Source organism: Acinetobacter sp. ANC 4173 (assembly GCF_004331255.1).
Lineage (GTDB): Bacteria > Pseudomonadota > Gammaproteobacteria > Pseudomonadales > Moraxellaceae > Acinetobacter.
Map to the genome: position 1 here is coordinate 136127 of NZ_SJOF01000008.1, position 26127 is coordinate 162253.

30 protein-coding genes are annotated in these 26127 nt (G+C 38.4%); 12 read left to right on the forward strand and 18 right to left on the reverse strand.

Features of this window, described 5'->3' with window-relative positions; all coding sequences use genetic code 11:
* Positions 1-25: 25 nt before the first annotated feature.
* From E0H94_RS11100 to E0H94_RS11135, 8 genes are all read right to left on the reverse strand, one after another.
* On the reverse strand, positions 26-610 hold the full coding sequence (locus E0H94_RS11100; RefSeq protein WP_131326587.1) for a uracil-DNA glycosylase family protein: 585 nt from the start codon (positions 608-610) through the stop codon (positions 26-28).
* 22 nt (positions 611-632) lie between these two features.
* The gene (locus E0H94_RS11105) at positions 633-983 is read right to left on the reverse strand and encodes a DUF3147 family protein (protein WP_131326588.1); all 351 of its coding nucleotides are present in this window, start codon (positions 981-983) and stop codon (positions 633-635) included.
* A gap of 648 nt (positions 984-1631) precedes the next feature.
* A complete protein-coding gene (locus E0H94_RS11110) occupies positions 1632-2588 on the reverse strand; it encodes a hypothetical protein (protein WP_131326589.1) in 957 nt (318 codons plus the stop codon).
* Positions 2585-3922 (reverse strand): glycosyltransferase, encoded by a 1338-nt coding sequence (locus tag E0H94_RS11115; RefSeq protein ID WP_165495603.1) that lies wholly within the window; start codon positions 3920-3922, stop codon positions 2585-2587. The genes E0H94_RS11110 and E0H94_RS11115 overlap by 4 nt, the downstream gene beginning before the upstream one ends.
* Positions 3923-4394: 472 nt before the next feature.
* Entirely contained in the window at positions 4395-5138 is a 744-nt protein-coding gene (locus E0H94_RS11120) for an SDR family oxidoreductase (protein WP_131326590.1), read from the reverse strand.
* Between the two features lie 14 nt (positions 5139-5152).
* Positions 5153-5851 (reverse strand): histidine phosphatase family protein, encoded by a 699-nt coding sequence (locus E0H94_RS11125; protein WP_131326591.1) that lies wholly within the window; start codon positions 5849-5851, stop codon positions 5153-5155.
* Complete coding sequence (locus tag E0H94_RS11130) at positions 5848-6969, reverse strand: phosphotransferase family protein (RefSeq protein WP_131326592.1); 1122 nt, start codon at positions 6967-6969, stop codon at positions 5848-5850. Before E0H94_RS11130 ends, E0H94_RS11125 begins: the two co-directional genes overlap by 4 nt.
* 55 nt (positions 6970-7024) lie before the next feature.
* Positions 7025-8263, reverse strand: coding sequence for an acyl-CoA dehydrogenase family protein (locus E0H94_RS11135; RefSeq protein WP_131326593.1), 1239 nt, complete (start codon positions 8261-8263; stop codon positions 7025-7027).
* Between the two features lie 92 nt (positions 8264-8355).
* On the opposite strand from E0H94_RS11135, the gene E0H94_RS11140 reads away from it, so the two are divergent.
* Entirely contained in the window at positions 8356-9273 is a 918-nt protein-coding gene (locus tag E0H94_RS11140) for a LysR family transcriptional regulator (protein WP_131326594.1), read from the forward strand.
* Between the two features lie 238 nt (positions 9274-9511).
* Here E0H94_RS11140 and E0H94_RS11145 read toward each other — a convergent pair whose 3' ends face one another.
* The 4 genes from E0H94_RS11145 to galE form a co-directional block, all read right to left on the reverse strand.
* On the reverse strand, positions 9512-10114 hold the full coding sequence (locus E0H94_RS11145; protein WP_131326595.1) for a nitroreductase family protein: 603 nt from the start codon (positions 10112-10114) through the stop codon (positions 9512-9514).
* Between the two features lie 294 nt (positions 10115-10408).
* On the reverse strand, positions 10409-10903 hold the full coding sequence (locus E0H94_RS11150) for a hypothetical protein (RefSeq protein ID WP_131326596.1): 495 nt from the start codon (positions 10901-10903) through the stop codon (positions 10409-10411).
* 90 nt (positions 10904-10993) lie between these two features.
* Positions 10994-12388 carry a class II fumarate hydratase gene (fumC, locus tag E0H94_RS11155; protein ID WP_131326597.1) on the reverse strand — a complete coding sequence of 465 codons (1395 nt, stop codon included), beginning with the start codon at positions 12386-12388 and terminating at the stop codon, positions 10994-10996.
* Positions 12389-12512: 124 nt separating this feature from the next.
* On the reverse strand, positions 12513-13517 hold the full coding sequence (galE, locus tag E0H94_RS11160) for a UDP-glucose 4-epimerase GalE (RefSeq protein ID WP_131326598.1): 1005 nt from the start codon (positions 13515-13517) through the stop codon (positions 12513-12515).
* A 71-nt stretch (positions 13518-13588) separates the two neighbouring features.
* Between galE and tusD the strand changes: the two genes are divergently transcribed.
* The 4 genes from tusD to E0H94_RS11180 are packed head-to-tail and all read left to right on the forward strand — an operon-like array spanning position 13589 to position 14984.
* A complete protein-coding gene (tusD, locus tag E0H94_RS11165; RefSeq protein WP_131264952.1) occupies positions 13589-13957 on the forward strand; it encodes a sulfurtransferase complex subunit TusD in 369 nt (122 codons plus the stop codon).
* A gap of 44 nt (positions 13958-14001) precedes the next feature.
* Positions 14002-14352, forward strand: a complete 351-nt coding sequence (locus E0H94_RS11170) for a hypothetical protein (RefSeq protein ID WP_131326599.1) — start codon at positions 14002-14004, stop codon at positions 14350-14352.
* A 16-nt stretch (positions 14353-14368) separates the two neighbouring features.
* Positions 14369-14653 carry a DsrH/TusB family sulfur metabolism protein gene (locus E0H94_RS11175; RefSeq protein WP_131326600.1) on the forward strand — a complete coding sequence of 95 codons (285 nt, stop codon included), beginning with the start codon at positions 14369-14371 and terminating at the stop codon, positions 14651-14653.
* Between the two features lie 19 nt (positions 14654-14672).
* A complete protein-coding gene (locus E0H94_RS11180) occupies positions 14673-14984 on the forward strand; it encodes a TusE/DsrC/DsvC family sulfur relay protein (RefSeq protein WP_131326614.1) in 312 nt (103 codons plus the stop codon).
* 11 nt (positions 14985-14995) lie between these two features.
* Here E0H94_RS11180 and E0H94_RS11185 read toward each other — a convergent pair whose 3' ends face one another.
* Together E0H94_RS11185 and E0H94_RS11190 are read right to left on the reverse strand one after the other, a co-directional pair.
* Complete coding sequence (locus E0H94_RS11185) at positions 14996-15490, reverse strand: winged helix-turn-helix transcriptional regulator (protein ID WP_131326615.1); 495 nt, start codon at positions 15488-15490, stop codon at positions 14996-14998.
* Positions 15491-15746: 256 nt separating this feature from the next.
* The gene (locus tag E0H94_RS11190) at positions 15747-16085 is read right to left on the reverse strand and encodes a hypothetical protein (protein ID WP_131326601.1); all 339 of its coding nucleotides are present in this window, start codon (positions 16083-16085) and stop codon (positions 15747-15749) included.
* A gap of 141 nt (positions 16086-16226) precedes the next feature.
* On the opposite strand from E0H94_RS11190, the gene E0H94_RS11195 reads away from it, so the two are divergent.
* The 5 genes from E0H94_RS11195 (at position 16227) to accC (ending at position 20681) form a co-directional block, all read left to right on the forward strand.
* A complete protein-coding gene (locus tag E0H94_RS11195; RefSeq protein WP_131326602.1) occupies positions 16227-16823 on the forward strand; it encodes a LexA family protein in 597 nt (198 codons plus the stop codon).
* A 9-nt stretch (positions 16824-16832) separates the two neighbouring features.
* Positions 16833-18161 (forward strand): Y-family DNA polymerase, encoded by a 1329-nt coding sequence (locus E0H94_RS11200; protein WP_131326603.1) that lies wholly within the window; start codon positions 16833-16835, stop codon positions 18159-18161.
* A 237-nt stretch (positions 18162-18398) separates the two neighbouring features.
* Positions 18399-18848, forward strand: a complete 450-nt coding sequence (aroQ, locus tag E0H94_RS11205) for a type II 3-dehydroquinate dehydratase (protein WP_116763306.1) — start codon at positions 18399-18401, stop codon at positions 18846-18848.
* A 22-nt stretch (positions 18849-18870) separates the two neighbouring features.
* Positions 18871-19293, forward strand: coding sequence for an acetyl-CoA carboxylase biotin carboxyl carrier protein (gene accB, locus E0H94_RS11210; protein WP_131323339.1), 423 nt, complete (start codon positions 18871-18873; stop codon positions 19291-19293).
* Positions 19294-19310: 17 nt separating this feature from the next.
* Entirely contained in the window at positions 19311-20681 is a 1371-nt protein-coding gene (gene accC / locus E0H94_RS11215; RefSeq protein ID WP_131326604.1) for an acetyl-CoA carboxylase biotin carboxylase subunit, read from the forward strand.
* Positions 20682-20763: 82 nt separating this feature from the next.
* Here accC and E0H94_RS11220 read toward each other — a convergent pair whose 3' ends face one another.
* Together E0H94_RS11220 and E0H94_RS18705 are read right to left on the reverse strand one after the other, a co-directional pair.
* Positions 20764-21264: a hypothetical protein gene (locus E0H94_RS11220; RefSeq protein WP_205679297.1), complete on the reverse strand. Its 501-nt coding sequence runs from the start codon at positions 21262-21264 to the stop codon at positions 20764-20766.
* Between the two features lie 278 nt (positions 21265-21542).
* Positions 21543-21710, reverse strand: coding sequence for a hypothetical protein (locus E0H94_RS18705; RefSeq protein ID WP_227548580.1), 168 nt, complete (start codon positions 21708-21710; stop codon positions 21543-21545).
* Here E0H94_RS18705 and E0H94_RS11225 point away from each other — a divergent pair.
* Both E0H94_RS11225 and E0H94_RS11230 read left to right on the forward strand, forming a co-directional pair.
* Positions 21700-22926, forward strand: coding sequence for a GGDEF domain-containing protein (locus E0H94_RS11225; RefSeq protein WP_227548581.1), 1227 nt, complete (start codon positions 21700-21702; stop codon positions 22924-22926). The genes E0H94_RS18705 and E0H94_RS11225 overlap by 11 nt on opposite strands.
* 35 nt (positions 22927-22961) lie before the next feature.
* Complete coding sequence (locus E0H94_RS11230) at positions 22962-24452, forward strand: amidase (protein ID WP_131326606.1); 1491 nt, start codon at positions 22962-22964, stop codon at positions 24450-24452.
* Here E0H94_RS11230 and E0H94_RS11235 read toward each other — a convergent pair.
* Both E0H94_RS11235 and E0H94_RS18565 read right to left on the reverse strand, forming a co-directional pair.
* Positions 24442-25620, reverse strand: a complete 1179-nt coding sequence (locus E0H94_RS11235) for an MFS transporter (RefSeq protein ID WP_131326607.1) — start codon at positions 25618-25620, stop codon at positions 24442-24444. The genes E0H94_RS11230 and E0H94_RS11235 overlap by 11 nt on opposite strands.
* 324 nt (positions 25621-25944) lie before the next feature.
* On the reverse strand, positions 25945-26127 hold a 183-nt coding region (locus E0H94_RS18565), incomplete at its 5' end, for a hypothetical protein (protein ID WP_205679298.1).

Genomic DNA, 26127 nt, shown 5'->3' on the forward strand with positions numbered 1-26127 from the left:
GCTCTAACTTGAAAGATACATCTACTTAGATTAAACCAATTTTTTGGAAAAGTTGTTGATAGGCTTCAGCTTTTTTCTCTAATGCTAATGGGTAAGCACGCGAAGAGGATGGCATTCGAGATAAAGTTAACACACGCTCTGCAAAAAATGTCTGTGAACTTGCCCCAATTATAGGTTTTTCAGTGCTTTCAGGCATGGATAACATGAGCGTGTCTGTTGCCTTATCCCCTGTGGTGACAATGTTTTGACAAAGAGGAATCTTGGCTAATAACGAAGTTAGATCGGTCGGCGTTTCTATATGTAAAAATTTATCTGAGGCATTCTCTTTTAAACGAACAACTTGATATGCCGTATCAAAAATAGCAATCCCTTTTTCTATTAAGAAATCACGGATTTTCTGCTCATAAAAATTCTTATTGGGAAGGTCTAGAAAATACGCTTTGTCTTGGAAAAAGATCAGCCCAAAGATTCGCCACATGTCGTTCTGATAATTCGGATAGTAAAAATCCATTTTCCAACGTGTTTTGGGTGGTGGAAAACTGCCCAGCATCAGTAATTTTGCATTTGCTGGTAAAAATGGTTCGAGCGGATGGGTTTCTATAACTGACATTTCTTAAAATTAACACTTATATTTAAATGAGATGAATACCAAAATGTTGTAAAAGCTTTGCCCAAAGCAAAAATATAATTATCGTTATAACACAACAAGTACCTAAAGCAATCCAAAAACCATAACGTTGATACAATAGAGGAAATGCTAAAAACATCGGTAAAGTCGGGATGACATACCAAAAAGTATACCAAGCATGATTGGCAATTTTTTGAGGTTCCTGTCCTTCTAATTTCATCCAGATCAGAACAAGAACTGTTACTAGAGGTAATGCTGCAATTAACCCGCCTAAACGGTCACTACGTTTTGCTACTTCGGAAATAAGTATAACCATACCTGCTGTTATTGCATACTTAACAATCAGAGGAAGCATTTACTTCTCCACGTAAAATGACCTATGCAAGAATAGTTTAATTAATTTAAATTTTATAGAGACTTATAAAACTATTTACTCGAAATAAGAGACATAATCTGAGTAATCCATAATCACACCAATAAAAAATTTTATTTAATTTCAAATACTTAATATAAACCATTGTTTTATGTGATAAAAAAAATTAGTCTGTATTCTAATTGATAAATAAGCAGCTCCTTTATTCCATAAAGGGCTTCACTACGTTTTGTTCCTGACATCATGTAATGATTCTAAATTAATTTTACTTAATGGTTCGGGATGATTAGTGAGTTTGATCAACATTGTTTAAATATTTTCCATAAAAATCCATATCTTATATTTACTTTAATATCAGTGCTTTATGTAAATTTTTAATAATTTTTCACAGATACTCCGACCAATTCCCCTACTGGTACCTGTTATCAAATTTACCTTTTTCATTTAAGAGTTTGATGTTCTCCTTTAGAAGAACCAGCATTCACGGCTCCAAGGCAATCCAAGCAAAAGTGAGTAAGTTAGAACGGTATTAAATTGATGCATTTGATACACTGAAATGCAGGATTCCTGTCATATTTTCGGTACAGATTAATATCAACCAGAATATCGTTTCTAACTTATGAAAAATATCTAAAACTGTAAAATCCATTCACCTTTCACATAGGGATAATTATAGTTCGGGCCGTTGAAAGAGGCACTTTTATTATATCCAGCATTCATGCGAAAAAATTGAGATCCATACATTGGACTTTGCAAGTTCAGTTCAAAAAGTTGAGTTGACTGACTTGGAGCTTCATTGATTTTTTCCCGTCCTAGGCCAACTGTTAAGCCTGAAGACCATTTAGCAAAGCGCTGACGCCAACCAAGTGCCAGCATAGATTCTTCATAATTCTTTGGGTTGAAATACGCACCACCGACATCCTCTTGACTGCTATGATAAGTTCGATAACGGGCTTGGACCGTAAGACCTAGATTGAGTGAAGGTTGATAAATCAATTTAATTCGACCATGATCGCGACGATTATCATCTGAAAAAAATTGGGTTCCAGCCAAACCGACGAGAGTGACATGATCACCTAAACCTTGATCCAGAGCAGCACCCACGAAAGTGAAATTAATCCCCTGATCCAGAGCAGATTGCGTTTCGACCCAGTCACGATTCACAAATACGTCTAAGGCAGTTTTATCGAAAAACTGAGTCCGATAACTACCATCAAGAGTTAATAATGTATGGTTATTTTGCTCGAATAGGCCTGCATCTAAAAACCAGCCATTCGCAGTGGCAGAATCGATATCTCTTCCTACAAATGATATTTTCTGTCCATCCCGATTCCAGTTATCGGCCTTATATTGATAAGCACTAGCACGCACACCTAGATAACTATCGCCACTTTCATATTTTGGAAAAAATTCTGCTGATAACTTACGGGTTTGAAATCCCTCACTATCATCACTGAAAAAGAATTCTGTTCCAACAGCACGCCCACTGGTCCCTTTTTTTTCTTCTAATTCATTAGCAAAACAGCCCATGCTAATCATCATTAATAAAGGAATAGTGATACATAAATTTGTTGGTTTTGTTTTCATTTCGTTCCCCATGTTTTTCGCGTTCTCAATATTTCATCCAAATACCCGAGAATACTAGCAGGTTGTAATAAGAAGCTATATGCGAGAACATATATCAAAAAACCAGCAAAGTTCTTCCGAACTTTCAGCTCCATTTCATTAAACATCTGACGTTCAATAAAATAATTTAAGAGACTTAACAATAAAGCCATTGGAAGCAAAACCAGCGTCATAATGCCGACAATCCAGTAATAGCCAAAACATGCCAATACTAACCCAGGCAAGAATCCAAAGGTAAAGGCCAGATCTAACCAAGGAAAAAGCAGATTCCAATAAATAAAGAATGTTGACAGTCGTGGCTTGACTAAAATGGATGGATGTTTAATAAAAGCTTCCACCATGCCTCGTGCCCATCGCTGGCGCTGCTTCATAAAAACTCTGAGTGTCGTAGGTGCATTGGTAAAAAGGCAGGCATCCTCACAATGCCCAACTCTATACCCAGCATTGAGCAATGCCCAAGTGAGTACAATATCTTCGCCTACACATTCAGGCCATCCACCCACTTCAATCAATGCAGCACGATCGTAAATAGAGAAAGCTCCTTGCGCAACTAGAGTACCTTGGTAAAGTGATTGCATGCGCTTGGTTGCTGAAATTCCAAGAAAATAGTCCCATTCCTGAGTTTTAGTCAGTAAATTCTCTCGAGAGTTACGAACCAAAATCTTACCAGCCACAGCACGAGTATTTGGTGGGTCTAAAAGATAGCGTTCAACAATATTAATCAACGCAATACGATGTAAATATGAATCAGCATCGATTGTGACTACAAGGTCATGTTCAACCAATTTAAATCCTTCATTCAAGGCATGCGCTTTACCCGCATTTTTCTCCAAATCAAGAAAAGTAAGCCATGAAAACTGTTCTTGTAGATTTTTAACAATATCGGCTGTCTCATCTTTAGAACCATCATTAATTACAATGACTTGTAACTTACCATGATAATTCTGATGACTGATACTCACCAAAGTATCTTTAATCGAAGCAGCTTCATTATAAGCAGCAATCAGAATACTGACGCCTGGATAAAATGAAAGTGTCTGTCGACGAGGCCTTTTATCCATCATCAAGCTCAAAGCAGCGAATGAATTCATAAAGCCTGGAATAATGGCAATCCCATAAATCAGAAAAATAGCAGCAAACAGACCAATGTGTGTACTGAGGTCATGTATCCACGCTTGTGCTATCCATATTGAAAACCAAGTCCAAAGACAAGCACCACTTAAAGCAATACAAAATTTTAATCGTATCGAAAAATAAAGTAGAGATATTCCTTTGTCAATCTCAGTACTAATCATTATATTTTTCCATTAATTAAGTATAACTATAATCATACTTAATACGGCTCAAAAATAAATTCAATAATTACCAAACTTATATGAAGTCTTGATTATTTTTGTACCAAATGCGCTCAACTTTGTAGACACTTTTTAATTAGATATGGACTGCCACCACTCTCCTAGACAAATTTAGTCTATTCTTTTTGTATAGGAGAGAACATTATGAGTGTCACAAGATTCACTTTGATCTGATTTATCTGAAAAATTTCGGTGAAAACTGCAGAATTGACCAAGCCCGTTCGCTTATGAAAGCAGATGTTAAAACGTTCTCGGAAGTAAGCCTATCAGACTGAATTGAAACCTTGTTAAATCAACAATACTGTTGCTTTAATATAACTAGCCGAAAAAAGTCCACGTTGAAATCAGTCGGCTTTTATTCTTCACATATGTAACATGGACTCCATAAATTTATTCCAATTAAAAAATAAAGTTACCCCAATTTATTTACAATCCGCAAAGGTAAAACTTTCATCGCTAAGCTCATTGGTAACCACGGCCACTTTGGAATATACGCTTTGACAGGAGCTTTCTCAATCGCTTCTGCAAGTAAATGTGAACCCGTTTTTTCATCGACTTCAAACGGTAACTTTTTCGCCCCTTCATTTAACTCAGTACGAATATAGCCAGGGAATATAGTCGAAACTTTAATGGGTGTATCAATGAGTTCTGCACGTATGCCTTCGGCTAAATGTGCTACCGCAGCTTTGCTCGCGGCATAAGTTGAGAGATGCTTTGGCAAGCCACGCATCGCACTCATGGAAGAAATCACCACCAAATGCCCCGAATTTTGAGCACGAAAAATTTCAACCGCTGCTTCACATTGTGCCAATGCTGAAATAAAGTTGGTTTCTGCAGTTGCGCGGTTAATCTCAAAATTGCCTTTACCAATACGACGACCTTGTCCGACTCCCGCATTCACAATAATTCGATCTAGTTTGCCAAAGTCTTGTTGGAATGCCTTAAACACATCAAAGACTTGGTCATAATTGGTCACATCTAAAGTTTTGGCAATCACCTGAATACCATACTGACTTTCAAGCTCTTGTTTAAGTGCTTCTAGACGTTCCATACGTCGCGCACAAATGGCGAGATTGTAGCCCTTTTGTGCAAATTCACGCGCCATACCTGCGCCTAAACCTGAACTCGCCCCTGTAATTAAAATGGTTTTTGCCATGGGTGAAATCCTTGTTATATCCATGTTAAAAGTTCTGAATCATCTGCTTTAATAAAATGATGCTCATTTAAACTGAGTAATTGCGGTTCGTTTCCAACTAAACGCAAAGTGGTCATACTGGTATTAGTAATCGCCCAGTTCAATGCAAATGTACGATTAGGATTCAGTTCGAGAATTTTTCCTGCAGCCACAGAAATGACGCCACCAGAGGTAAACACGACCGCATAGCGTGGCTTGGTTTGTGCTAATTCATTACACAAATCTTGCAAAGCTGTTTCGACTCGATCTTTAAATGTCGGCCATGACTCTTCATATTCATGGTGATGTTCACCACCCGTCCAACGTTCAATGGCGCCTTCAAAAATTTTTGCCAGATAGGCACGCGGATTTACATGCTGCGCGACATCAGATTTTAATAAATGCGGCTCGTTGAATCTTGGCTCATACTGAGCAAAAACTTGCTGATGGTTGAATTCATTCCATTGTGAATCTGTCACGACTTGGCTATGTGGAAAGCATTCCGCCAAAGCCAATTGCGCTGTTTGTTGATGGCGATGCATGGAACCGGCAATCACATACGGTGATTCTTTTAAAATTTGTTTGAAATATTGCCCCAATCGTTGCGCTTGTAATTCTCCTTTCTCCGAAAGTTTGTCATAACTTTTGGCACCAAAAGAAGCTTGTCCATGACGAATCAAATAAATGGTGGTCATTTCTCTAAGATGTCCTTAAATTTTTCCATATATTTATGTGCAATTTCATTGGCTTCCAGCTTTTGCATTCCAATCAATTTCAACGCACGAATATGCAAGGCATGAATAATGACCCAAAAATCTTTAAAGGCAGGATTATTGGTTTGCTTATGGAAATAACGATAGTAAATTTGCTGCGCGATAACCGCTAAACGGAAAATGCCAAACACTTCGTAAAAAGTCCAATTTTCTGGCTGTAATCCTGTCTTTTCCAAGTAATATTCTACAACTTGCTTACGAGTAAACATTCCTTGCATATTGGTGGGTTGGCGCCGCGTCGCTTTAAAAATTTTACTATCCTTTTCTTCAACCCAATAAGCCAATGCCGAACCCAAATCCATCAGCGGATCGCCAATTGTCGCCATTTCCCAATCCAAAACCCCAATCACTTGCGTTGGATCTTCAGGATCTAAAATGACATTATCAAAACGCCAATCGTTATGAATTAAACAGGTTGCCGAATCTTCAGGGATATTGTCAATCAGCCATTTACGTACAAATTTGAAGGTCGGCACATTGAGCGTATGTGCTTTCTCAAAGCGCTGATCCCAACCTTCAACCTGTCTGCGACAATAACCTTCACCTTTGCCTAGTTTTTCCAGTTCTGTGCCTTGATAGGGTACTTGGTGCAATTCGATTAGTTTATCAATCACATTCACACATAACTGATGCACTTGCGCTTCAGAAAAATGTAATTCTGGTGGAAGTTTTGCGCGTGGAATAATACCCGCAATCCGTTTCATGACATAAAAGTCACAACCCAATACAGACTCATCCTGACAAAGACCAACCATTTCTGGTAAGACAGGATAAAACGGTGCCAAGTTTTTCTGCACCGTATATTCACGTGCCATATCATGAGCTGATTTTGCTTTAGTCCCTTTGGGTGGGCAACGTAGAATAAGATCAGTATTGTCATATTTTAGGCGATACGTCCAATTTGAAGCCCCACCCGAGTATTGTGTGACTCTAACTTGCCCCTCTAACACGACGCCTTGTGACTTAAGCCAATCTTCTACAGCTTGTACATCCAGTTCTTCACCTTCACGCACGCTGCCACCAACATCAATTACCGACATACTCGTTATCCCTAGTTCTTAGAATATGAATGCTTTACTTAGTTTTACCACAGCTTTATTTTTTACGCGCGCCGTATCCACGTTTTTTCAGTTCAAGTTTGGCAATCATCCCTTTATGCACTTCATCGGGACCATCAGCCAAACGTAAACTACGTGCTTGAGCAAAGAATCCTGTTAATGGTGTGTCACGAGAAACACCTGCACCACCATGCATTTGTATTGCCATATCCACCACTTTTTCCAATACACTTGGTGCAACCACTTTAATGGCTGAAATTTCAGTTAAGGCAGCCATATTGCCCAAAGTATCCATTTTGTAGGCAGCATACAAAGTCAATAAACGTGCCTGATCAATCGCAATTCGAGCTTCTGCAACACGTTCTAAATTGCCACCTAGTTTCAGAATTTCTTTTCCAAATGCAGTTCGACTCATACCACGGTCAATCATCAGTTCTAATGATTTTTCCGCTGCGCCTATACAGCGCATACAATGATGAATCCGACCTGGCCCAAGGCGACCTTGTGCAATCTCAAAGCCCTGACCTGCACCACCAATAAAGTTAGATACAGGAACACGCACATTATTGAAGCTAATTTCACCGTGACCATGTGGCGCATCATAATCACCAAATACAGGTAACATGCGCTCAATGGTTACACCTTCAGAATCGATGGGAACCAGTACCATAGAATGTTGATGATGACGGTCTTTGGTTTCATCAGGCGTATGCGCCATAAAGATAATAATTTTGGCATTTGGATCACCCAAGCCCGATGACCACCATTTACGCCCATTCAGAACAATCTCATTGTCCTCAATTACGGCAGTTGCCTGCATATTAGTGGCATCACTGGAAGCAACTTCAGGTTCGGTCATACAAAATACTGAACGGATTTTTCCGTCCAATAACGGCGTTAACCATTGTTGTTTTTGTTGTTCGCTGCCATAGCGCCATAGCACTTCCATATTGCCACTGTCTGGTGCATTACAGTTAAATACTGTTGGCGCAATTAGGCTTCGACCTGTCAATTCTGCAATATGTGCATATTCTTGTACTGAAAGCCCTGCACCTAATACAGGATCAGGCAAAAACATATTCCATAGACCCGCAGCTTTAGCCTTAGCTTTCAAGACTTCAAGTTGCGCTGGCCACTGCCACTGCGTCCAATTTCCATTAGGATTTAAATGATGTATTTCATTCCAAAACTCGCTTTCTACAGGTTCAATTTCATTTTTTATAAAAGCTTTTGTGCGCTCAATATAGTCTTGAGCACGTGGTGAAAGTTCAAACATGAGTGCATCCTGTAGATTTTGTAATCATTCGCTTTACAGAACATTAGCTTAAAATTTAATATGAATGAAATGATTTTAATTAATAGAAATTTATGAATACTATTCATAATAATGTTGATATGGACTTAGCAAACTTTTACCGTATCGATATCAATCTTTATCCTCTTTTTATTGCCATTTTTGAGCTAAAAAGTATTTCTAAAGCAGCGCATATGCTCAATATTACGCAGTCTGCTGCTAGCCACGCCTTACAACGTTTGCGCTTACAACTGCAAGATGATTTATTCATTCGCGCTGGTCATAAGATGTTACCTACACCTTTTGCTGAACAATCCTATCCCATCATTAAAAATGCACTGCATGCTATTCAAAGTATTTCACTTCAGAAACAAAGTTTTGAACCGGATATGGTTAAAACATTAAAAATTGCAGTACATGATGAAATTGAACCCATCATCTTTCCTCGTATTTTCCAACATTTCCAACAACTGAATTTAGATATTCAATTTACAAGTATTAAATTAGATCGTAAAACGGTTGTTGCGGATTTGGCTGCCCAGCAAATCGATTTTGTGATGGATCTAGAACAAAACTTTGGAGAAAAAATTCAATTTCAAGCATTGGTACATGACCGTTTTATTGCTTGCACCCAACAAACCCAGATGGATGAAGCTACTTATTTTGCATCTCCACATATAGGCGTATCTTCACGCCGTACGGGATTATTACTTGAGGACATTTACTTACAACGCCAGCAACTCAATCGGAATATTTTGTTACGTTGCCAACACTACTCCACTGCATTACAAATATTAGAACAAAATGCTCAAGCGATTTTAACTTTGCCCGAGACAATTCTTTCTCATTTACAAGTCGGATTATCTTTAAATATTTTTTCTGTGCCAGTTGAATTACCTAATATGAAAATGGGTATGTTTTGGCATAAAGATTTAAATGAAAATAAAAGGTGCATTTTTTTGCGTGAGCAGATAAATTCCATTTTTGCTTAGGCTATTTATTTAATAAACATCATTTTGCTTAGGCTATTTTAAGTCTTTAAATGATTGTGGTTTTGTAACAAAAAAAGTGGCTTGCATCGCAAACCACTTTAAAGTCAAAGCTTGATTGATAGAAAATCAAATATAAATTGACTTTCTATCATCTAAATTAATGTGTTCTATCCATTAAAACCTACATCTCCCTTAAAGGAAAAAGCCACAGGCTTATTTCCTAATCGTGGTATCTGATTTATTGGAAAACTTTAAATCGTTCCGTATTTTCAATATAAGTTTTTGCTTTGGCTTCTGCCTCTATTGAACCAAATACCAGTTGAGCACGTAGTTTCCAATTTTTAGGAATGTTCCATTCTGCATGAACTTGCTGATCTACAATTGGGTTGTAATGCTGTAAAGAAGCCCCTAATCCTTCCGTATGCAACGCTGTCCATGTTGCAAATTGCGCCATTGCGGTTGAATGCTCAGCCCAAATTGGAAAATTTTCAGCATATAAGGCAAAACGGTTTTGTAAATCTTCAATTACACTCATGTCTTCAAAGAATAAAACTGTCCCCAACCCTGCTGCGAAACTCTCCATCTTCGCTGCTGTTTTGGCTGCAGCGGCTTCATCCGTTGCATAAGTCTGTAGCTCTTGATTTACAAAGTTCCAAAATTTTTCATGTTCTGCATTCAATAAAATCACGGCGCGTGAAGACTGTGAATTAAATGATGATGGACTTTCACGAATCGTTCTTTGAATCAAATCCGTTAAATATTCAGGTGTTTGCGCTACATTTTTTGCCAATGCATAAATGGTACGGCGTTGTTCAATTAAGTTCAGGAATTCATTTGCCATGTTGCTTGCCTTGTTTGAATGATGGTTTTCGTAAAATGAGAATGCTTACCCAGCACTTTGCTGATATTGAATATTATGCAAAAATAATTCCAATTTACTTATAAATATTAAGAAAATTCATATTCATATTTTTTATATTTGGTAAAAACCAATTTAAATTTTATTTATTCTATTAAACGTAAATCACAACATAATACTAGGATCTAACAATGCAATTTTCTAAACTAGAAAACCATTTAGCTTCAATTACTAAATGGCTGCATTTTTTGAATCAGAGGATTTTTTATACAAAACTCATGATAAATTTGCTTGTAATACATCATTCGAGATATGGTTTTTCCAAAGATCTCTTAGTGTCGGTAAATAAAACTTCTCACCCAGCTCAACCAATTCTGCATCAATCAAAGCATGAATTTCGTGCATAAATAGATAATCGAGTTCTACTGTTTTCAATGTTGCATGTTTTTGGGCATCTGTTTTGCGCTTTTGTTGGGCACGTTTTACCAATCCATCTGCAAAATTTTTGTCTTTAAATTTTGCCAATGCACTTAAGCGTAATTCAACTACACCCCAACCACTTAAAAGCAACTTAAATAGCTCAAAATCTTGAGTCGTCGACTCCCACGTCATTTCTTCTAAGTTTTCATTTTCCGGTAATACTGGAAGTAGCAGCTCCATTACACTAGGAAAAATCTTTTTGAAATTAAGAATAAATTTAACAGGATGCTCGCCAGGGTAATCCTTAAACTGCACATGTTTCTGCACATCTGTCAAATATATATCTAGCATAGGTCATCATCAGCGGTAAAAATCTAATGCATATTGTACGCACATCTGCGTCAGATAAAAACCGCTGATCTTATTTCGTTTTACAGAAGCTTATTTTACGTTCGGCGAAACCATGTTTTCTGGACGTACCACTTCATCAAACTGCGCTTCTGTGACCAATTGCAGCTCTACAGCTACCTGTTTTAAGGTTTTTCCTTCCTTATAAGCGGTTTTGGCCACTTTTGCCGCATTTTCATAGCCAATCACTGGGTTTAATGCTGTTACCAACATTAGTGAGTTATGTAGGAAGTAATCTATTTTTTCTTTATTTGGTTCAATTCCGACCGCACAATGCTCATTAAAGCTATTACATGCATCACCCAGCAGTTGAATAGACTGCAATAAGTTATAGGCGATTACAGGCATAAATACATTCAGCTCAAAATTCCCTGAAGCACCTGCAACATTAATGGTTGTATCATTCCCCAACACTTGTGCAACTACCATCGTCATTGCTTCACTTTGGGTTGGATTGACTTTACCTGGCATAATACTTGAACCTGGCTCATTTTCGGGAATACGAATTTCACCAAAACCACAGCGCGGACCACTGGCCAACCAACGAATATCATTGGCAATTTTATTTAAACTCGCTGCCAGTGTTTTTAATGCACCAGATGCAAACACTGCTGCATCACGTCCAGCTAGAGCTTCAAATTTATTCGGTGCAGTGACAAAAGGTAGCCCTGTTAACTGAGCTAATTGCTCTGCTGCTTTTTCCGCATAATCAGGATGCGCGTTCAGTCCAGTACCAACAGCCGTTCCCCCTAAAGGTAACTCATATAAACCTGACAATGCCTGATGTAAGCGTTTTAAACCATGATCTAGCTGGGATACATAACCACTAAACTCTTGGCCCAAAGTTAACGGCGTTGCATCTTGTAAATGAGTACGCCCAATTTTCACAATATCATTAAATTCTTGAGCTTTAGCATCTAAGGTGTTTCGCAATTGTGTTACCGCTGGAATCAATAATTCGTTAATTTGCAGACTCGCTGCAACATGAATTGCGGTTGGGAATGAATCATTTGTCGATTGTGCACGGTTTACATGGTCATTTGGATGTACAGGTTTTTGTGCACCAAGAGGATTGCCTAATTTTTGATTCGCGATATTGGCAATGACTTCATTACAGTTCATGTTACTTTGCGTACCCGAGCCTGTTTGCCACACCACCAATGGAAATTGACTGTCCCACTGCCCCTGAATCACTTCTTCTGCTGCATCGACAATATAGTGTGCTAATTCTTGTGGTATTTGCTGCAAATCTGAATTGGTCAATGCGGCAGCTTTTTTCACAAGCCCCATTGCTCGAATCATTGGTCGAGGTAAACGTTCACCGCCAATTTTAAAGTTCTGCAAACTACGTTGAGTCTGTGCCCCCCACATTGCGTCTACGGGAACTTCAACTTCACCCATGGTGTCATGTTCAATACGTGTATGCATGTTTACCTCTATCTTTATCTATGATCTTTTTACTTATTCAGGTATTGAATAGCTTTGTTATTTTAATGCAATACCAATAGTGAGTAAACGATAATTATTATCGTTTACTCCGATTTTGATTTATTTAAGTTCGCAACGTATTTTGATAAAAACGCCACTCATCTTCCAACATCTGGGTCAAACTACGTTGTGCTTTCCAGCCTAAAAGTTGCTCGGCTTTCTCTGTATTTGCTCCAACCTGATCCAGCTCTTGACCAATCAAGTAATCTGTATCCATGGTCTTGATTTCAGCACCTGTCACATGCGCAATCTGTTGCAACAAACTTTGAATCGAATAATTCGCACCTGCTATATTAAACGCCTCACACGTATGCTGTTGGGTATATAGCCATTTCAAAGCAGCAATCACCGCATCACAACTATCCAGAACGTGTACAAATCCGCGCTCTACAGTACCATCAGCCGTTTTAGCCTGCTTATGTAAATCAATATATTCGCGTTGTCGTGCTGCAACTTGCATGGCCAACGGCACAATATTTTTCGGTAATGGTTGTACAAACTCACCTAGAACACCATGTTCAAATGCACCCACCACATTACCCAGTCTTAGAATGGCAATATTCCATTCTTCATCGGTCTTAAAGGTGTCACGTATAATTTCCTCAATCATTTGTTGAGACTTAATATACGGATTGGGGTAAGCATAGTTAAATGGCATATCTTCCTGAAGATCAAGACCCGACTCACCATATACCGCTAAACTCGATAAATGCACCAAATGTCGTACACCCGTTCGTTGCATGGCACGCATTAAACTCATAATACAACTGACATTATCATTGTAATACTCAAGTGGCTTTAACACCGACTCTTGTAAAGATTTGAACCCCGCCGTATGTACAACAGCATTGACTGTGTATTGTTCAAAGACCTTATTCAAAGCGGGCGTATTGCGAATATCCAGCTTTGCAAATGGAACATACATCCCAGAGATGTATTCTAATCGTTCCAAGGTCTGTAGATTGGCATTGGACAAATTATCTACAATAATGACTTCCTGCCCCTGAGCCATTAAGCTAAGAGCGACATGCGAGCCTATAAAGCCTAATCCACCAGTTACTAAAATCATTGTATACTACCTTTTTCTTATGAAGTCTGGACGTTCCAAGTTTCGATTGGTACAGCCTTTAAGTGAATTCCATGAGTACATTACTGTTAATTACCTCTGCTCCTACATCTATTCATGCTTGGCATGCACTCGGGCTTGCACAAGCGTTACATACACAGCAAGAAGCATTCCGTGTTTTCTTCTATCAAGACGGCGTTTCCGTAGCCAACGCCCTGCAATGGGTACCCGATGACCAACGTAACCTCACGACAGAGTGGCAAAAACTCAGTATTCGCTTACCTGTTTGTGTAAGTGCAGCTTTGGCAAGGGGTATCACAGATGAAGAAAATGCAAAAAGACACAATATTGACCAACATAACTTAGCGTATGGCTTTGAATTGGTCGGTTTGGGTGAACTTGCCGATGCCGTACAATCCACTGAACGTCTAATTCAATTTTAAGTGGTTATTTTTGGCGAATTTGTTGCATTTAAAAGGTAAATTGTGTGAAAACTGTACTCGTGATATTAACCCAAGCCAACCTAACCAGCTTACACGTGCATGAAAGCCTTGCTGCGACTATGGTTTTAGCGACATTCGGGTGTGAAGTCAAGGTTTTACTCATGAATGCTGCGCTCAGCTTATTACAAGCGGAACAACAGTTTGAAGCGATTAAACACGCCTTTAAACTGGCATCCAATATGGTTGATAGCTTTGAATTTTACGACCTAACCCCAGTTTTGGTGGAAAGTGTGAATCAAAACCACCCTTTTGTGGCTCAAGCACAACAAGAAATTGAATTTGTCGAACTAAATGCCCAGTTTTTACAAGACTTCGACCACGTTTTATATTGGTAACGGATGAATATTTTTTATGCTGACATCTACACTTTTTTTAATTCAATCAGATTATTCTTCCGCAAGTACTAAACTCGTTCAGCTCCAATCCGTATTACAAAGCAGTGACAGTGTCGTACTGATGGGAGATGCTGTCTTACACGCACAGCATGATACATTACAGCATGTCGAGCGACTCTATGTTCTAGATACGGATGCTGCATTACTGATTCAACAATTGCCAACACACATCCAAGTCATTTCTTATGCTCAATTTGCCGACATTTGTTTGGCACATACGCGCTGCATGACCATTAAATAATAGGTTTAAAAATATCATGATGAATCTAGAACTTGATCAAGATGGTCATTTGGTCGATTACACCATCTGGACACCTCAAGTCGCTCAAGAGCTGGCAAATAGTCTTGAACTTGAATTGACCGACTGGCATTTGAGTATTTTACATGCTGTACGTCAGTTTTATCAGCAATTTGGACATTCCCCTGCAACTCGTCCGCTCATTAAATTTTTAATGAAAAGCGTAAGCTCAGATATTAACAATGCAGTTCTGCAAGAAAAATTTAATACAGGTCTTGTTGCCCGACATTTAAGTCGCCTTGCTGGTATTCCAAAACCTGCTAATTGTTTATAAGCCAAACATGCTTAAGCCTGTTTGGTTTGATCAACAGGCTGAACAGCCTCTAATTGGAATGGATGATGACGAAAAATTGGTTTCACCTGCCGTGCGTTCAACGGTTCTTTACATTCTGAACACACTGTTATGGCTGTAAATATTTGACCGCATTGTTTATGCATCAGCTGCATAGGCTTACCCGTACCATCATCCATCCACTTATCTGCCCAAGTCACCATACTCATCAGCACAGGATAAAGTTCTAGACCTTTTTCGGTTAAGCAATATTCAAAACGTTGCTGTCTTTCAATATACGGTTTTTTTTCTAAAATTTGCTGGTCAACCAAACGCTTTAAGCGATCAGCCAAGACATGTCGAGTCACACCCAATTGCTGCTGAAAATCGTCAAAACGACGCATGCCCATAAATGCATTACGCAAGACCAATAATGTCCATCGATCTCCAACAATCGATAGGGCTCGTGCGATTGAACAAGGCTGTTCGCCAATTTCATCCCATTTCATAGATTTCGTCATTCCAACTGTTTCTTCTTCAAAAGTATCGGATTGTGACGTTTTTGACAACATTACTGTCTACATCTAGATCAGTAATAAAAAAAGCCATGTTATTCACATGGCTATTAAGAGGTAAAAATAACAATTAGGGAAGTAGTTGCTCGCTAAAAAGGATTTGCCCTTTCAACATAACTATTTTGATCGTATTCAACGTATCATTTCCCGTCATTTTTATATCATTTTCAGTCAAATTTAAGCAATACGCTTAAATTGCATCACCTTCTTTCCATACATCTTCGTATTCTTCCCGATCAATCATAAAACGATAACCATGTTCCAATGCCAAAAATGGGAGCACTTCGGGTAAAAGTTCCTGCAAATCCTTTACACAAACCGTTTGAAAAAAATCTTCACGGTCATCATGCTCACCCGCATAAATAAACCAGGTGACATCTTCCCCAGCTTCTGGCTTGTTACGAATACCGACAATTGGCTCTTGGTGTAATGAATCTACAGCAACAGCAATCACATCATCCTCATGCACTGCAATATACGCCGAGCCATATTCTTCACATACCAGTTTTTGTTCCGTGATTAAATCCATTGTGGATTCCAAATACAATTATTTATGTTCCGCAGTTTAGAACCAAGTGCAATTTGCCTCAAGTCATCCCTACACAAAATATACTGTCACGCGGTTTATTTTTCTGCTAATCTTGATTATGTAACTTTATCAAGGTGAATTATGAGCGAGTCAAATATAACCTCTCACGGCGGCAAACGTGCCAATGCAGGACGCAAATCTCATTACACTGAAAAAACAGTCGTTATGCGCGTGCCCGAGTCTAAAGTAATGGCCATTAAAGAATGGCTAAAACCTGTACCAGAAGATGACCGTCAGAACACCATTCAACTGAATCCAATTCATTTACAAACTGAATTATCAATTCCGTCCCCACTCGAATCTGTTGCGGCTGGATTTCCCTCGCCCGCGCAAGACTATATAGAAGATTACATCGATTTAAATAAGTATTTGGTTAAAAACCCAGCCAGTACTTTTATTTTACGCGTGGATTCTTTATCGATGAAAAATGCAGAAATTGATGCTGGAGACCAAATTCTGATTGACCGTAAATTAAATGCCGAACATGGCGATATTGTATTAGCACTCATCAACAATGAATTTACGGTTAAACGCTTTATGCAAGATAAACATACGGATCATGGCTTTAGATTTTGGCTAAAAGCAGAGAATCCTGACTATCCTGACATCTACCCGCGTGGTGAGGAAAATATTGCAATTTGGGGTGTTGTCATCTGTATTTTAAAAAAGCTCAAATAAGTGACGATTATGGACAAGCTTTATCATCAACAACTTTATGCACTGATTGACATTAACAACTGTTATGTCAGTTGTGAACGTGTATTTAACCCAAAATTGAATGATAAGCCTGTAGTCGTGCTCAGTAATAATGATGGTTGTGTCATTTCACGTAGCAATGAAGCCAAGGCCCTGAATATTTCTATGGCAGTGCCGTGGCATGAAATTGAACGGGAAGCATTAAAAGCAGGTGTGCAAGTCTTATCTAGTAATTATCCGCTCTATGCCAATATGTCACGTCGTTTTTTTGAGATTTTAGGTGAGCACTTTAATGATCAGGACTTAGAACCCTACTCGATTGATGAATGTTTTATACGGCTCACGAGCTACGCACAACTTTTCGATATCGAACAATATTGTCGAGAACTTGTGAACAAAATTGCACAATGGCTTGGCTTACCGTGTTGTATCGGAATTGGTTATTCCAAAACTCAGGCGAAACTTGCTAATCATTTTGCTAAGAAACGAAAGAGCTTTAATCAAGTCTGTTTTTTGCCTGCATTGGACTTATGCAGTTTTGAAGGGCTGCTACTCGAAACGCCTGTAGAAGAAATTTGGGGTATTGGACGAAAAATCGGTAAAAAATTACAGCATTATGCAATTCATAATAGCTTTGACTTAACTTTTGCCAATGAGCATTACCTCAGTAAAGAGTTTTCTGTACTCATTGCACGTACAATCCGTGAGCTAAAAGGTCAGTCCTGTATTGCATTAGATGATCCGACATTACCAGCAAAAAACATACTTTCATCGCGCAGTTTTGCCAAATCACTGTCACAGAAAGAGATCATAAAACAAGCACTGATTTTTCATGTCAATCGTGTACATAAACGCCTCATGCAACAGCAGCAACTCTGCGCCTGCATCCATGTTTCTTTATATGAAAAAATCCCTCAATCACCACATAAAAAAAGCCACTCACATGCCGTAGGTTTAGAATATGCCAGTGATGATCTTCTAGTTTTAAGCAGAGCTTCTGTTCAGCAAATTGATGTTTTATTTGAAGAAAATAAGAAGTATGTGAAGGTTGCAATCATGCTTTCTGCTCTACATCCCAAAAGCCAGCATATTGATGACTTATGGCAACCCATCAACTTGATTCAACAACGCGAAGAACTGATGAAAACCTTGTACAAAATGAAACATCGTTATGGTTCAGATTGCATACAAATTGGTTATCATTCCAACAGTACTACATGGCAGATGAAACAACTGCATCGTTCGCCCCGTTATACAACATGTTGGAATGAAATGTTAACAATTGATGATTCTCTATTCAGCCAAAAGACATGTAAATGAGCTGTTTTGGTCAATTTATACTTTAAAAGAAAATAACTGCTATATCGTAAATTTTGTCATTTTTTAACATTGCCAATTGTTAGCAAAGTTCGCAATATATGTTCCAAGTTCTGGTACATGCTTTCTACAACAATTCAAATAAAAATCAAAAGACTTGTAGGATACTATGCCATAATAAGCAAACTTTGCAGAGATCTTGCAAAGCAATATTGCAAACTTAAAATTGGAGCGTGCTGAATGAGTTCGACCATTTTGGTCATTCATGGACCGAATTTAAACTTACTAGGAAAACGAGAACCTGAAGTATATGGTTACTTGACCCTAGAGGATATCAATCAGCAACTCATCTCTCAAGCGCAAAAAGCATCAACAACGCTCAATACTTTTCAAAGTAATTGGGAAGGTGCCATTGTCGACCGAATTCATCAAGCGCAACAAGAAGGCGTACAGTTCATCATTATTAATCCTGCCGCACTGACACATACCTCAGTTGCAGTACGTGATGCTCTTCTTGGCGTAGCAATACCTTTTATTGAAGTGCATTTGTCAAATGTTCATGCCCGTGAAGCATTTCGACATCACTCCTATCTTTCCGATAAAGCCGTTGGCGTAATTTGCGGTTTAGGTGCTAAGGGTTATACCGCGGCACTCGATTACGCCCTCGAAAAAATTCAACCATCTAAGTAATCATAATTAGGAATACTGTCTCATGGATATTCGTAAAATCAAGAAACTCATCGATTTGATGATTGAATCTGACTTACAAGCGATCGAAGTCAAAGAAGGTGATCAATCGATTGCATTGACTCGTCGTAGTCCAGTCGTTGCTGCAGCAATTCCTGCAATGCCAACTCCATCAGCTGGTGCCCCATCTGCACCAAAATCTGCACCACGTGGTGCAGTTGAAACTTCACCAATGGTTGGTGTGTTTTATGCAGCACCAAGCCCAGGCGAAGCAACATTTATTAAAGTGGGTCAAACTGTAACTGCTGGTGAAACTCTTGGCATTATTGAAGCAATGAAAATCATGAACCCGATTGAAGCAACTCAAAGCGGCGTAATTGAAGAAATTCTTGTGAAAAACGGTGAAGTGATCCAATTCGGTCAACCTTTATTCCGCTATCGCGCATAACACCACGGGGTCTCACAATGTTGCAAAAAGTTCTAATTGCAAACCGGGGTGAAATCGCTTTACGTATCACCCGTGCTTGCAAAACATTAGGAATCAAAACGGTTGGTATCTATTCCGATGCTGACAAAGACCTAATGCATTTACGTTTTTGTGATGAAGCTGTCTGCATTGGTCCAGGAGCGAGTAGCGAGAGCTATTTAAATATTCCTGCAATTATTACTGCAGCAGAAATTACAGGTGCAGATGCCATCCACCCTGGTTATGGCTTCTTATCTGAAAATGCTGAGTTTGCTGAAATTGTAGAAAACTCTGGCTTCATCTTTATTGGTCCACGCCCAGAACATATTCGCCTAATGGGGAATAAAGTTTCTGCAATTACTGCAATGCGTAAAGCAGGTGTACCAACCGTACCAGGTTCTGCAAATGCAGTAACGCCACAAAATGCTCTTGCTGAAGCAAAAGAAATTGGCTTTCCACTGATTGTGAAAGCAGCTTCAGGTGGCGGTGGTCGTGGTATGCGTATTGTAGAACAGGTAGACACCCTACTTGAGTCTGTACAAGCAGCTCAACGTGACGCAGAAATGTGGTTCGGTGATGATACGGTATATATGGAACGCTTCCTGCAAAAACCACGTCATGTCGAAATCCAAGTTCTGGGTGATGGTAATGGTCATGCAATCCACTTATTTGATCGTGACTGCTCTTTACAACGTCGTCACCAAAAAGTGCTTGAAGAAGCGCCAGCACCAAACTTACCAGAACAAGCACGCGCTGACATTTTAGAAGCATGTGTGAATGCATGTAAGCTTATGCAATACCGTGGCGCTGGCACATTCGAGTTCTTATTTGAAGATGGTGAGTTCTTCTTTATCGAGATGAATACCCGTGTTCAAGTAGAGCATCCTGTTACAGAAATGGTTACAGGCATTGACATTATTGAGCAGCAATTGCGTATTGCCGCAGGTCTTGGACTTGAAATTGCTCAAGAAGATGTTGAATGTAAAGGTCATGCCATGGAATGCCGTATCAATGCAGAAGATCCTTCTACATTTATGCCGTCTCCAGGTAAAATCGAGCATTTCTATACGCCAGGTGGTGCAGGCATTCGCTTAGACTCACATATCTATCAGGGTTATAGCATTCCGCCTTACTACGACTCAATGATCGCCAAGCTAATTGCGCATGGTAAAGATCGTGAAACTTGTATTGCTCGTATGCGCCAAGCTTTAGATGAAATGATCCTGACTGGAATTAAAACCAATATTCCTTTACATAAGGATTTAATTCTACAAGACAAAAACTTCTGCAAACATGCAATGGATATTCACTATCTAGAAAAGCATTTGTTGAAGCAACTTGAAGGTCAAACTGAAAAAGCAGCTTCTTAATTAGCACATCCCTACTCAATAAAAAGCCAGTCAATTGACTGGCTTTTTATTGCTTCATATAAAGTCGTTTATCAGAAAAAACTCACGGTAAGACCCGGCGTAAAGTTGCAAAACATTGTCCTGCTTTTTCATTATTACAAAAGTTAATGGTCGTCGGATTTTTCCATTGTACAAAATACTGAGAAATTTCACCTGACTGGTCTTGCTTATACCCAGAACAGTCTGTTTCATTATTATCGTATTTCACCTGTAACATTAAAACAGGAAGTTGAGCTGCAACATCCCTCGAAGCCTGATAATCATAGATTCCTGTAGACCATTCTTGACCACTTTTAATGAATACGTCGTTATTACTTTTAAAATTATAGTATTCAATACATTTTTTATTATTTGGAATTTCCATTCCCCACAAACCTACAATTTCAGGTCGTGTCATAATACGAATTGTATTGGCACCACGATCTGCCTCATCTTGAGCATTTTGCGTTGCAGTAGAACTTTCATTTGCCATGCTCATTGCTGAACATAACATCAAGACCACTGTAAGATATGCTTTTTTCATATAGTTAATCAGCCATTGCATCCCTGCAAATACGTTATCATATTTTTAAGCAAAACCATCACTTATAACCATTTCACTACAATCTATTTGTATAAAAAAATGCACTTTCATTATCATAGTACTAGCACTTTCTTCTTTGAAATCTATAGAATGATTTCCGACAGCTTTCAAAATCAAAGCTAATATTGAGTTTACTTTTATTTTCTTCAATTGCTAGAAAATCATAACGCTTAAATTAAGGATAATTATTTGCAAATGCAAATCAGACAACTTATAACTCCTTCAATTCAAAAACAATCTTATGCTTTTTTAATAATCGCAACCGTCATTTTTGCTTGCTGTCTCATTGGTATATTTACACGTCCAATCACTTTTTTAGCCTTATTATGGCCTGCTAATCCTGTGTTATTAGGATTATTCTTACGATTTCCAAAACTCAATCTCTTTGGAGGTTGGTTGGGTGCCATTACTGCTTATGCTATTGCTGATTTAATTACAGGGAATTCAATTGAAATTACGCTATATTTAACTATATCGAATTTAATTAGTGTCTCCATCCCTTTAATTCTGGTTCATCTCACAAAACTGGATTATCGTGACTATAATAAAGGCTTAAGCTTTCTATATTTATTCGCCATGTGTACTTTGGGTGGCTGTCTGCTAAGTGCTATTTTTGCAGTTCAGACGATCACACACGTACCGAACAGCTTTATGTCACCTGAACGTTTTTGGACTGAATTTGGCATGTGGTGGACAGGAGAAATTTTTAACTTTGTAACTTTTCTTCCCTTAATTCTTACTTTTCCAACAAAGGAAGAAAGCCAGCAATGGATTTTTGAACTCTTTACTGAGCCTCTAAAAACCAGTGACATTTTGCCTTTTATCGCGATTATCATTTCAGTCGCTTTCACACACATATTTTTTGGCCCAGGTTCATTACTTTATCCCCTAGCGGCCTTAATTTGGGCAGCACTGAGTTATAGATTATTTTCTGTTGCATTTATTAATAGTGTCGTCTGCATAGTGACCTATCATAGCTTAACCTATTTTTACTTATCATCTTCATCTAATGCTTTCTTAAGCACGACCATATCTATTCGTATTGGGTTATGTATGCTTGGAATTGCACCGCTTATTCTGTGCGCAATCAGCCAAAATCGTCAGAAACTTTATCGTCAAGTTCTCGACTATGCCAATCATGACAGTTTAACTAATACATTGAATCGACGATATTTTCTGGAACAAAGTCAATTATTGATTCAAGAGCCACAGAACAAATCTGTAAGCATTCTCATGATAGATATTGACCACTTTAAGCAAATGAATGATCGATATGGTCACCATATAGGTGATTTAGTCTTACAAGAGTTCGCAAAATTAGTAAAACAGAAAATTGGGGTTAATGACTTATTCGCACGTATTGGGGGTGAAGAATTCACTGTGTTAACGTTGAATACATCACTTGAAGAAGCAATTCAGTTAGCTGAACACATTCACCATACCGTCGAAACCGCTGTTCTAAATATTGAAAATCAGTTTCAAATTCAGATGACCATCAGCATTGGGATTGAGCATCAAGCCTTACCTTTATCTGGAACATTGCAACAGCTGATTGTTCGAGCAGACCAAGCCCTTTATAGTGCAAAAGCACAAGGGAGAAATCAGATTATTATTTCAACTTAATGAATATAAGACAGTAAATCTGGAGTAAAACAATAATGAAGTTTTCGGAATATCAACAGCACGATGGTTTAGGATTAGCTGAACTGGTTGCTAAAAAAGAAGTTCATCCTCATGAATTACTACTTACAGCACTGTTAAGGGCTGCTGAAGTCAATCCCAAGCTCAATGCTATTACAATTCCAATGCATGACTATGCGCAAAAACGCTCTCAGCAATCTCTTCAAGGCCCCTTTGCAGGCGTTCCCTTTCTGGTAAAAGATTTATTTCAAGAGTTTAAAGGCTATCCAAGTACCTTTGGTAGCCAAGCATTTAAACGGGCAAATTATATTGCACAAACCAATTCTGAAATTGTTAATCGTTGGGAAAAAGCAGGTATTGTGACGTTTGGCCGAACCAATACACCTGAATTTGGAATAAAAGGCATTACCGAGCCAGAAGCATGGGGAACCTGCCACAATCCATGGAATTTAAAACACAATAGTGGCGGTTCTTCAGGCGGTTCTGCTTCTGCTGTTGCCGCTGGAATAGTGCCACTTGCAGGTGCAGGTGATGGTGGTGGTTCTATCCGTATCCCAGCTTCTTATTGTGGCCTGTTCGGTCTAAAGCCGAGTCGAGGTCGAACACCATGGGGGCCACATTTAAGTGAAGCCATGCATGGAGCCGCTATGCAACATGTGTTGACTAAATCGGTACGAGATAGTGCAGCCATGCTAGATGCTACACACGGCTCTGAACTACATTCTCTATTTTCAATTCACACCCCAGAACAAAGCTATTTAGATATTATTCAACGCCCACCCAAACAACTCAAAATTGCTTATAGTGTGAAATCTCCTATAGGAACCAAGGTTTCTAGTGAAGCAGAAGCAGCCATTTTACATACTGCACAGTTACTCGAATCTTTAGGACACATTGTTGTGGAGGCTCAACCACCTATCAATGGCATGTCATTAGCCAAAGACTTTATTACCACGTGGTTTAGCCAGTTTGCTTATACCATTCAGGAAACACGGTCTCAGCTTAATATTCAAAATGATGCTTTTGAACTGGATTCATTCGCGTTGGCTGCATTTGGTGAAACCACAACAGCATTACAATATATTCATAACCTTAATAATTGGGGACAATATGCAGCACAGATGAATCATTTTTTTGAACAATATGATTTATATCTGATTCCATCTACTGCAACAACCGCACCTAAAAATGGTGAAGTGAAAACACCAATATGGCAGAAACAATTATTAAAAACTCTTCTTAAAATAGGACAAGCACATCGACTTGCAGAAGGAAAATTTATTGAAAAAATTATTAAAGAAAATCTGAAGTGGGTACCATTTACCCAATTGGCCAATATTACAGGCTTACCCGCAATGTCCGTTCCACTTTATTGGAACAACAATCAACTTCCCTTAGGCTCACAATTTGTTGCACCCTTCGGCAGAGAAGATCGACTTTTACAATTGGCACAACAATTGGAGCAGGCACAACCTTGGGCAAAAAAATATAGTCAAATTAAGATTTAAGCTCAGCTAAATGGTCTTTCTGTACTTTATTGGGCAATCCCACAACGAAGATTAAGCCCATAAATACAGAAAGTCCTGCAATCATGAAGACATGTTCACCTGAAATTTCAGTCCAGTACTTACCTGCCAATAAACTACCAGAAGCAACCCCTAATCCCCACATTGTACTGTACAGTGCTTGTCCACGTCCCTGCTGTCCAGACATAAAATTTTCGAAGATAATACGCATCGCAATCATATGAAAAAGACCAAAACTAAAAGCATGAATCGTTTGAGCAAATAATTGCATCAAAAACATATTCGGAAAAAAGCCGACGATTAACCATCGAACACCCGTCAGTATCAAACAAATGCTCACCAAGAAACGCCACGAGAATTTTTTAAGAAAGATATTAGCAAAAGCAAACATAATAATTTCTGCAATCACACCAATCGCCCATAAAAAACCAATTTCTGTTGTTGAATAACCGACCTGTTTAAGATAATTACTATAAAAACTATAAAAAGGTGCATGTGATAGCAACATAATAAATTCAATAATAAAAAAAGATGCGACTACTGGTTTTTTTATAATTGGCCATAGCGGTTCAAGTTTTTTCTGTGATTTTGGTGCACTCTTAGGTTCATGAATAGTAAATGACCACAGAAAAGCTAAAAATGAGATACAAAGTAATAGAATGGGCAGCATAGATATAGGGATTATTTCTAACAATGCCCCTATACAAAATACACCCGTGATAAAACCGATAGACCCCCATTTTCGAACTTTGCCATATAACTCGGCCCTTTTTTCCCCCAACCAAAATAGTGTCACACCTTCAAATTGCGCTAAAATTGCATTTTGGAAGAAACTAAAAATTAACATCAGTAAGGCAATCGACTGAAAACTATTTGGTATAAGAAAAATTAAGAACCATATACACGCTTCCATCCAAGTTGCAATTCTAACCAATAACATCCGTTTTCCAGACTTATCAGCCACCCACCCCCATATGAATGGTGCAAAAAAACGAGTGATAATCGCAATAGAAGATAAAACACCAATTTCCTGAAAATTGAAGCCTTGATCTTCTAAATAAAGACTCCAATACGGCATGAATGTCCCAACAATACAATAGTAAAAAAGATAGAAACCACCTAGTTTAGTAGTCATTGGAAGGGTTAGCATCAGGTCGTTTTCTCTAGTATTTACAAGGGCTTAATATTTTTCAAAGTTGTATCCGTTTGTACCTGAAATGCTCAATTAGGAGATAAAAGGTATACAAAATAGTATACAAATCTTTTTTAAGAAAATTATTTCAAAATTTGTATACTTTAAAAAATATGCCATATTTTATCACTTTAGATGTAAGCCGCCATAGAAGGTATAAGAAAAATGAAAAGTTGGCTCTATTTTCATCTCTAGCCACACTATGATTACTATGAGTACATTCCCCAGCAGACACAAGCTTATACAAAGTGGATTGAAAAACTAAAATCGCTTACGACATAATTATTCAATTTCAGAATCAGATAGGTCTTTGGAAATATTAAGGTTAATTTTAAAATTTTCATGTAAACCCTCTTTGGACCAATCACCGTATATTAAAGCCTGCACATTGATGCCCGAGTCTTTGGATAAATTATTTAACTTTAATAATTTAGTGAATTTAACTGCATCTTCTTCAGAAAGATA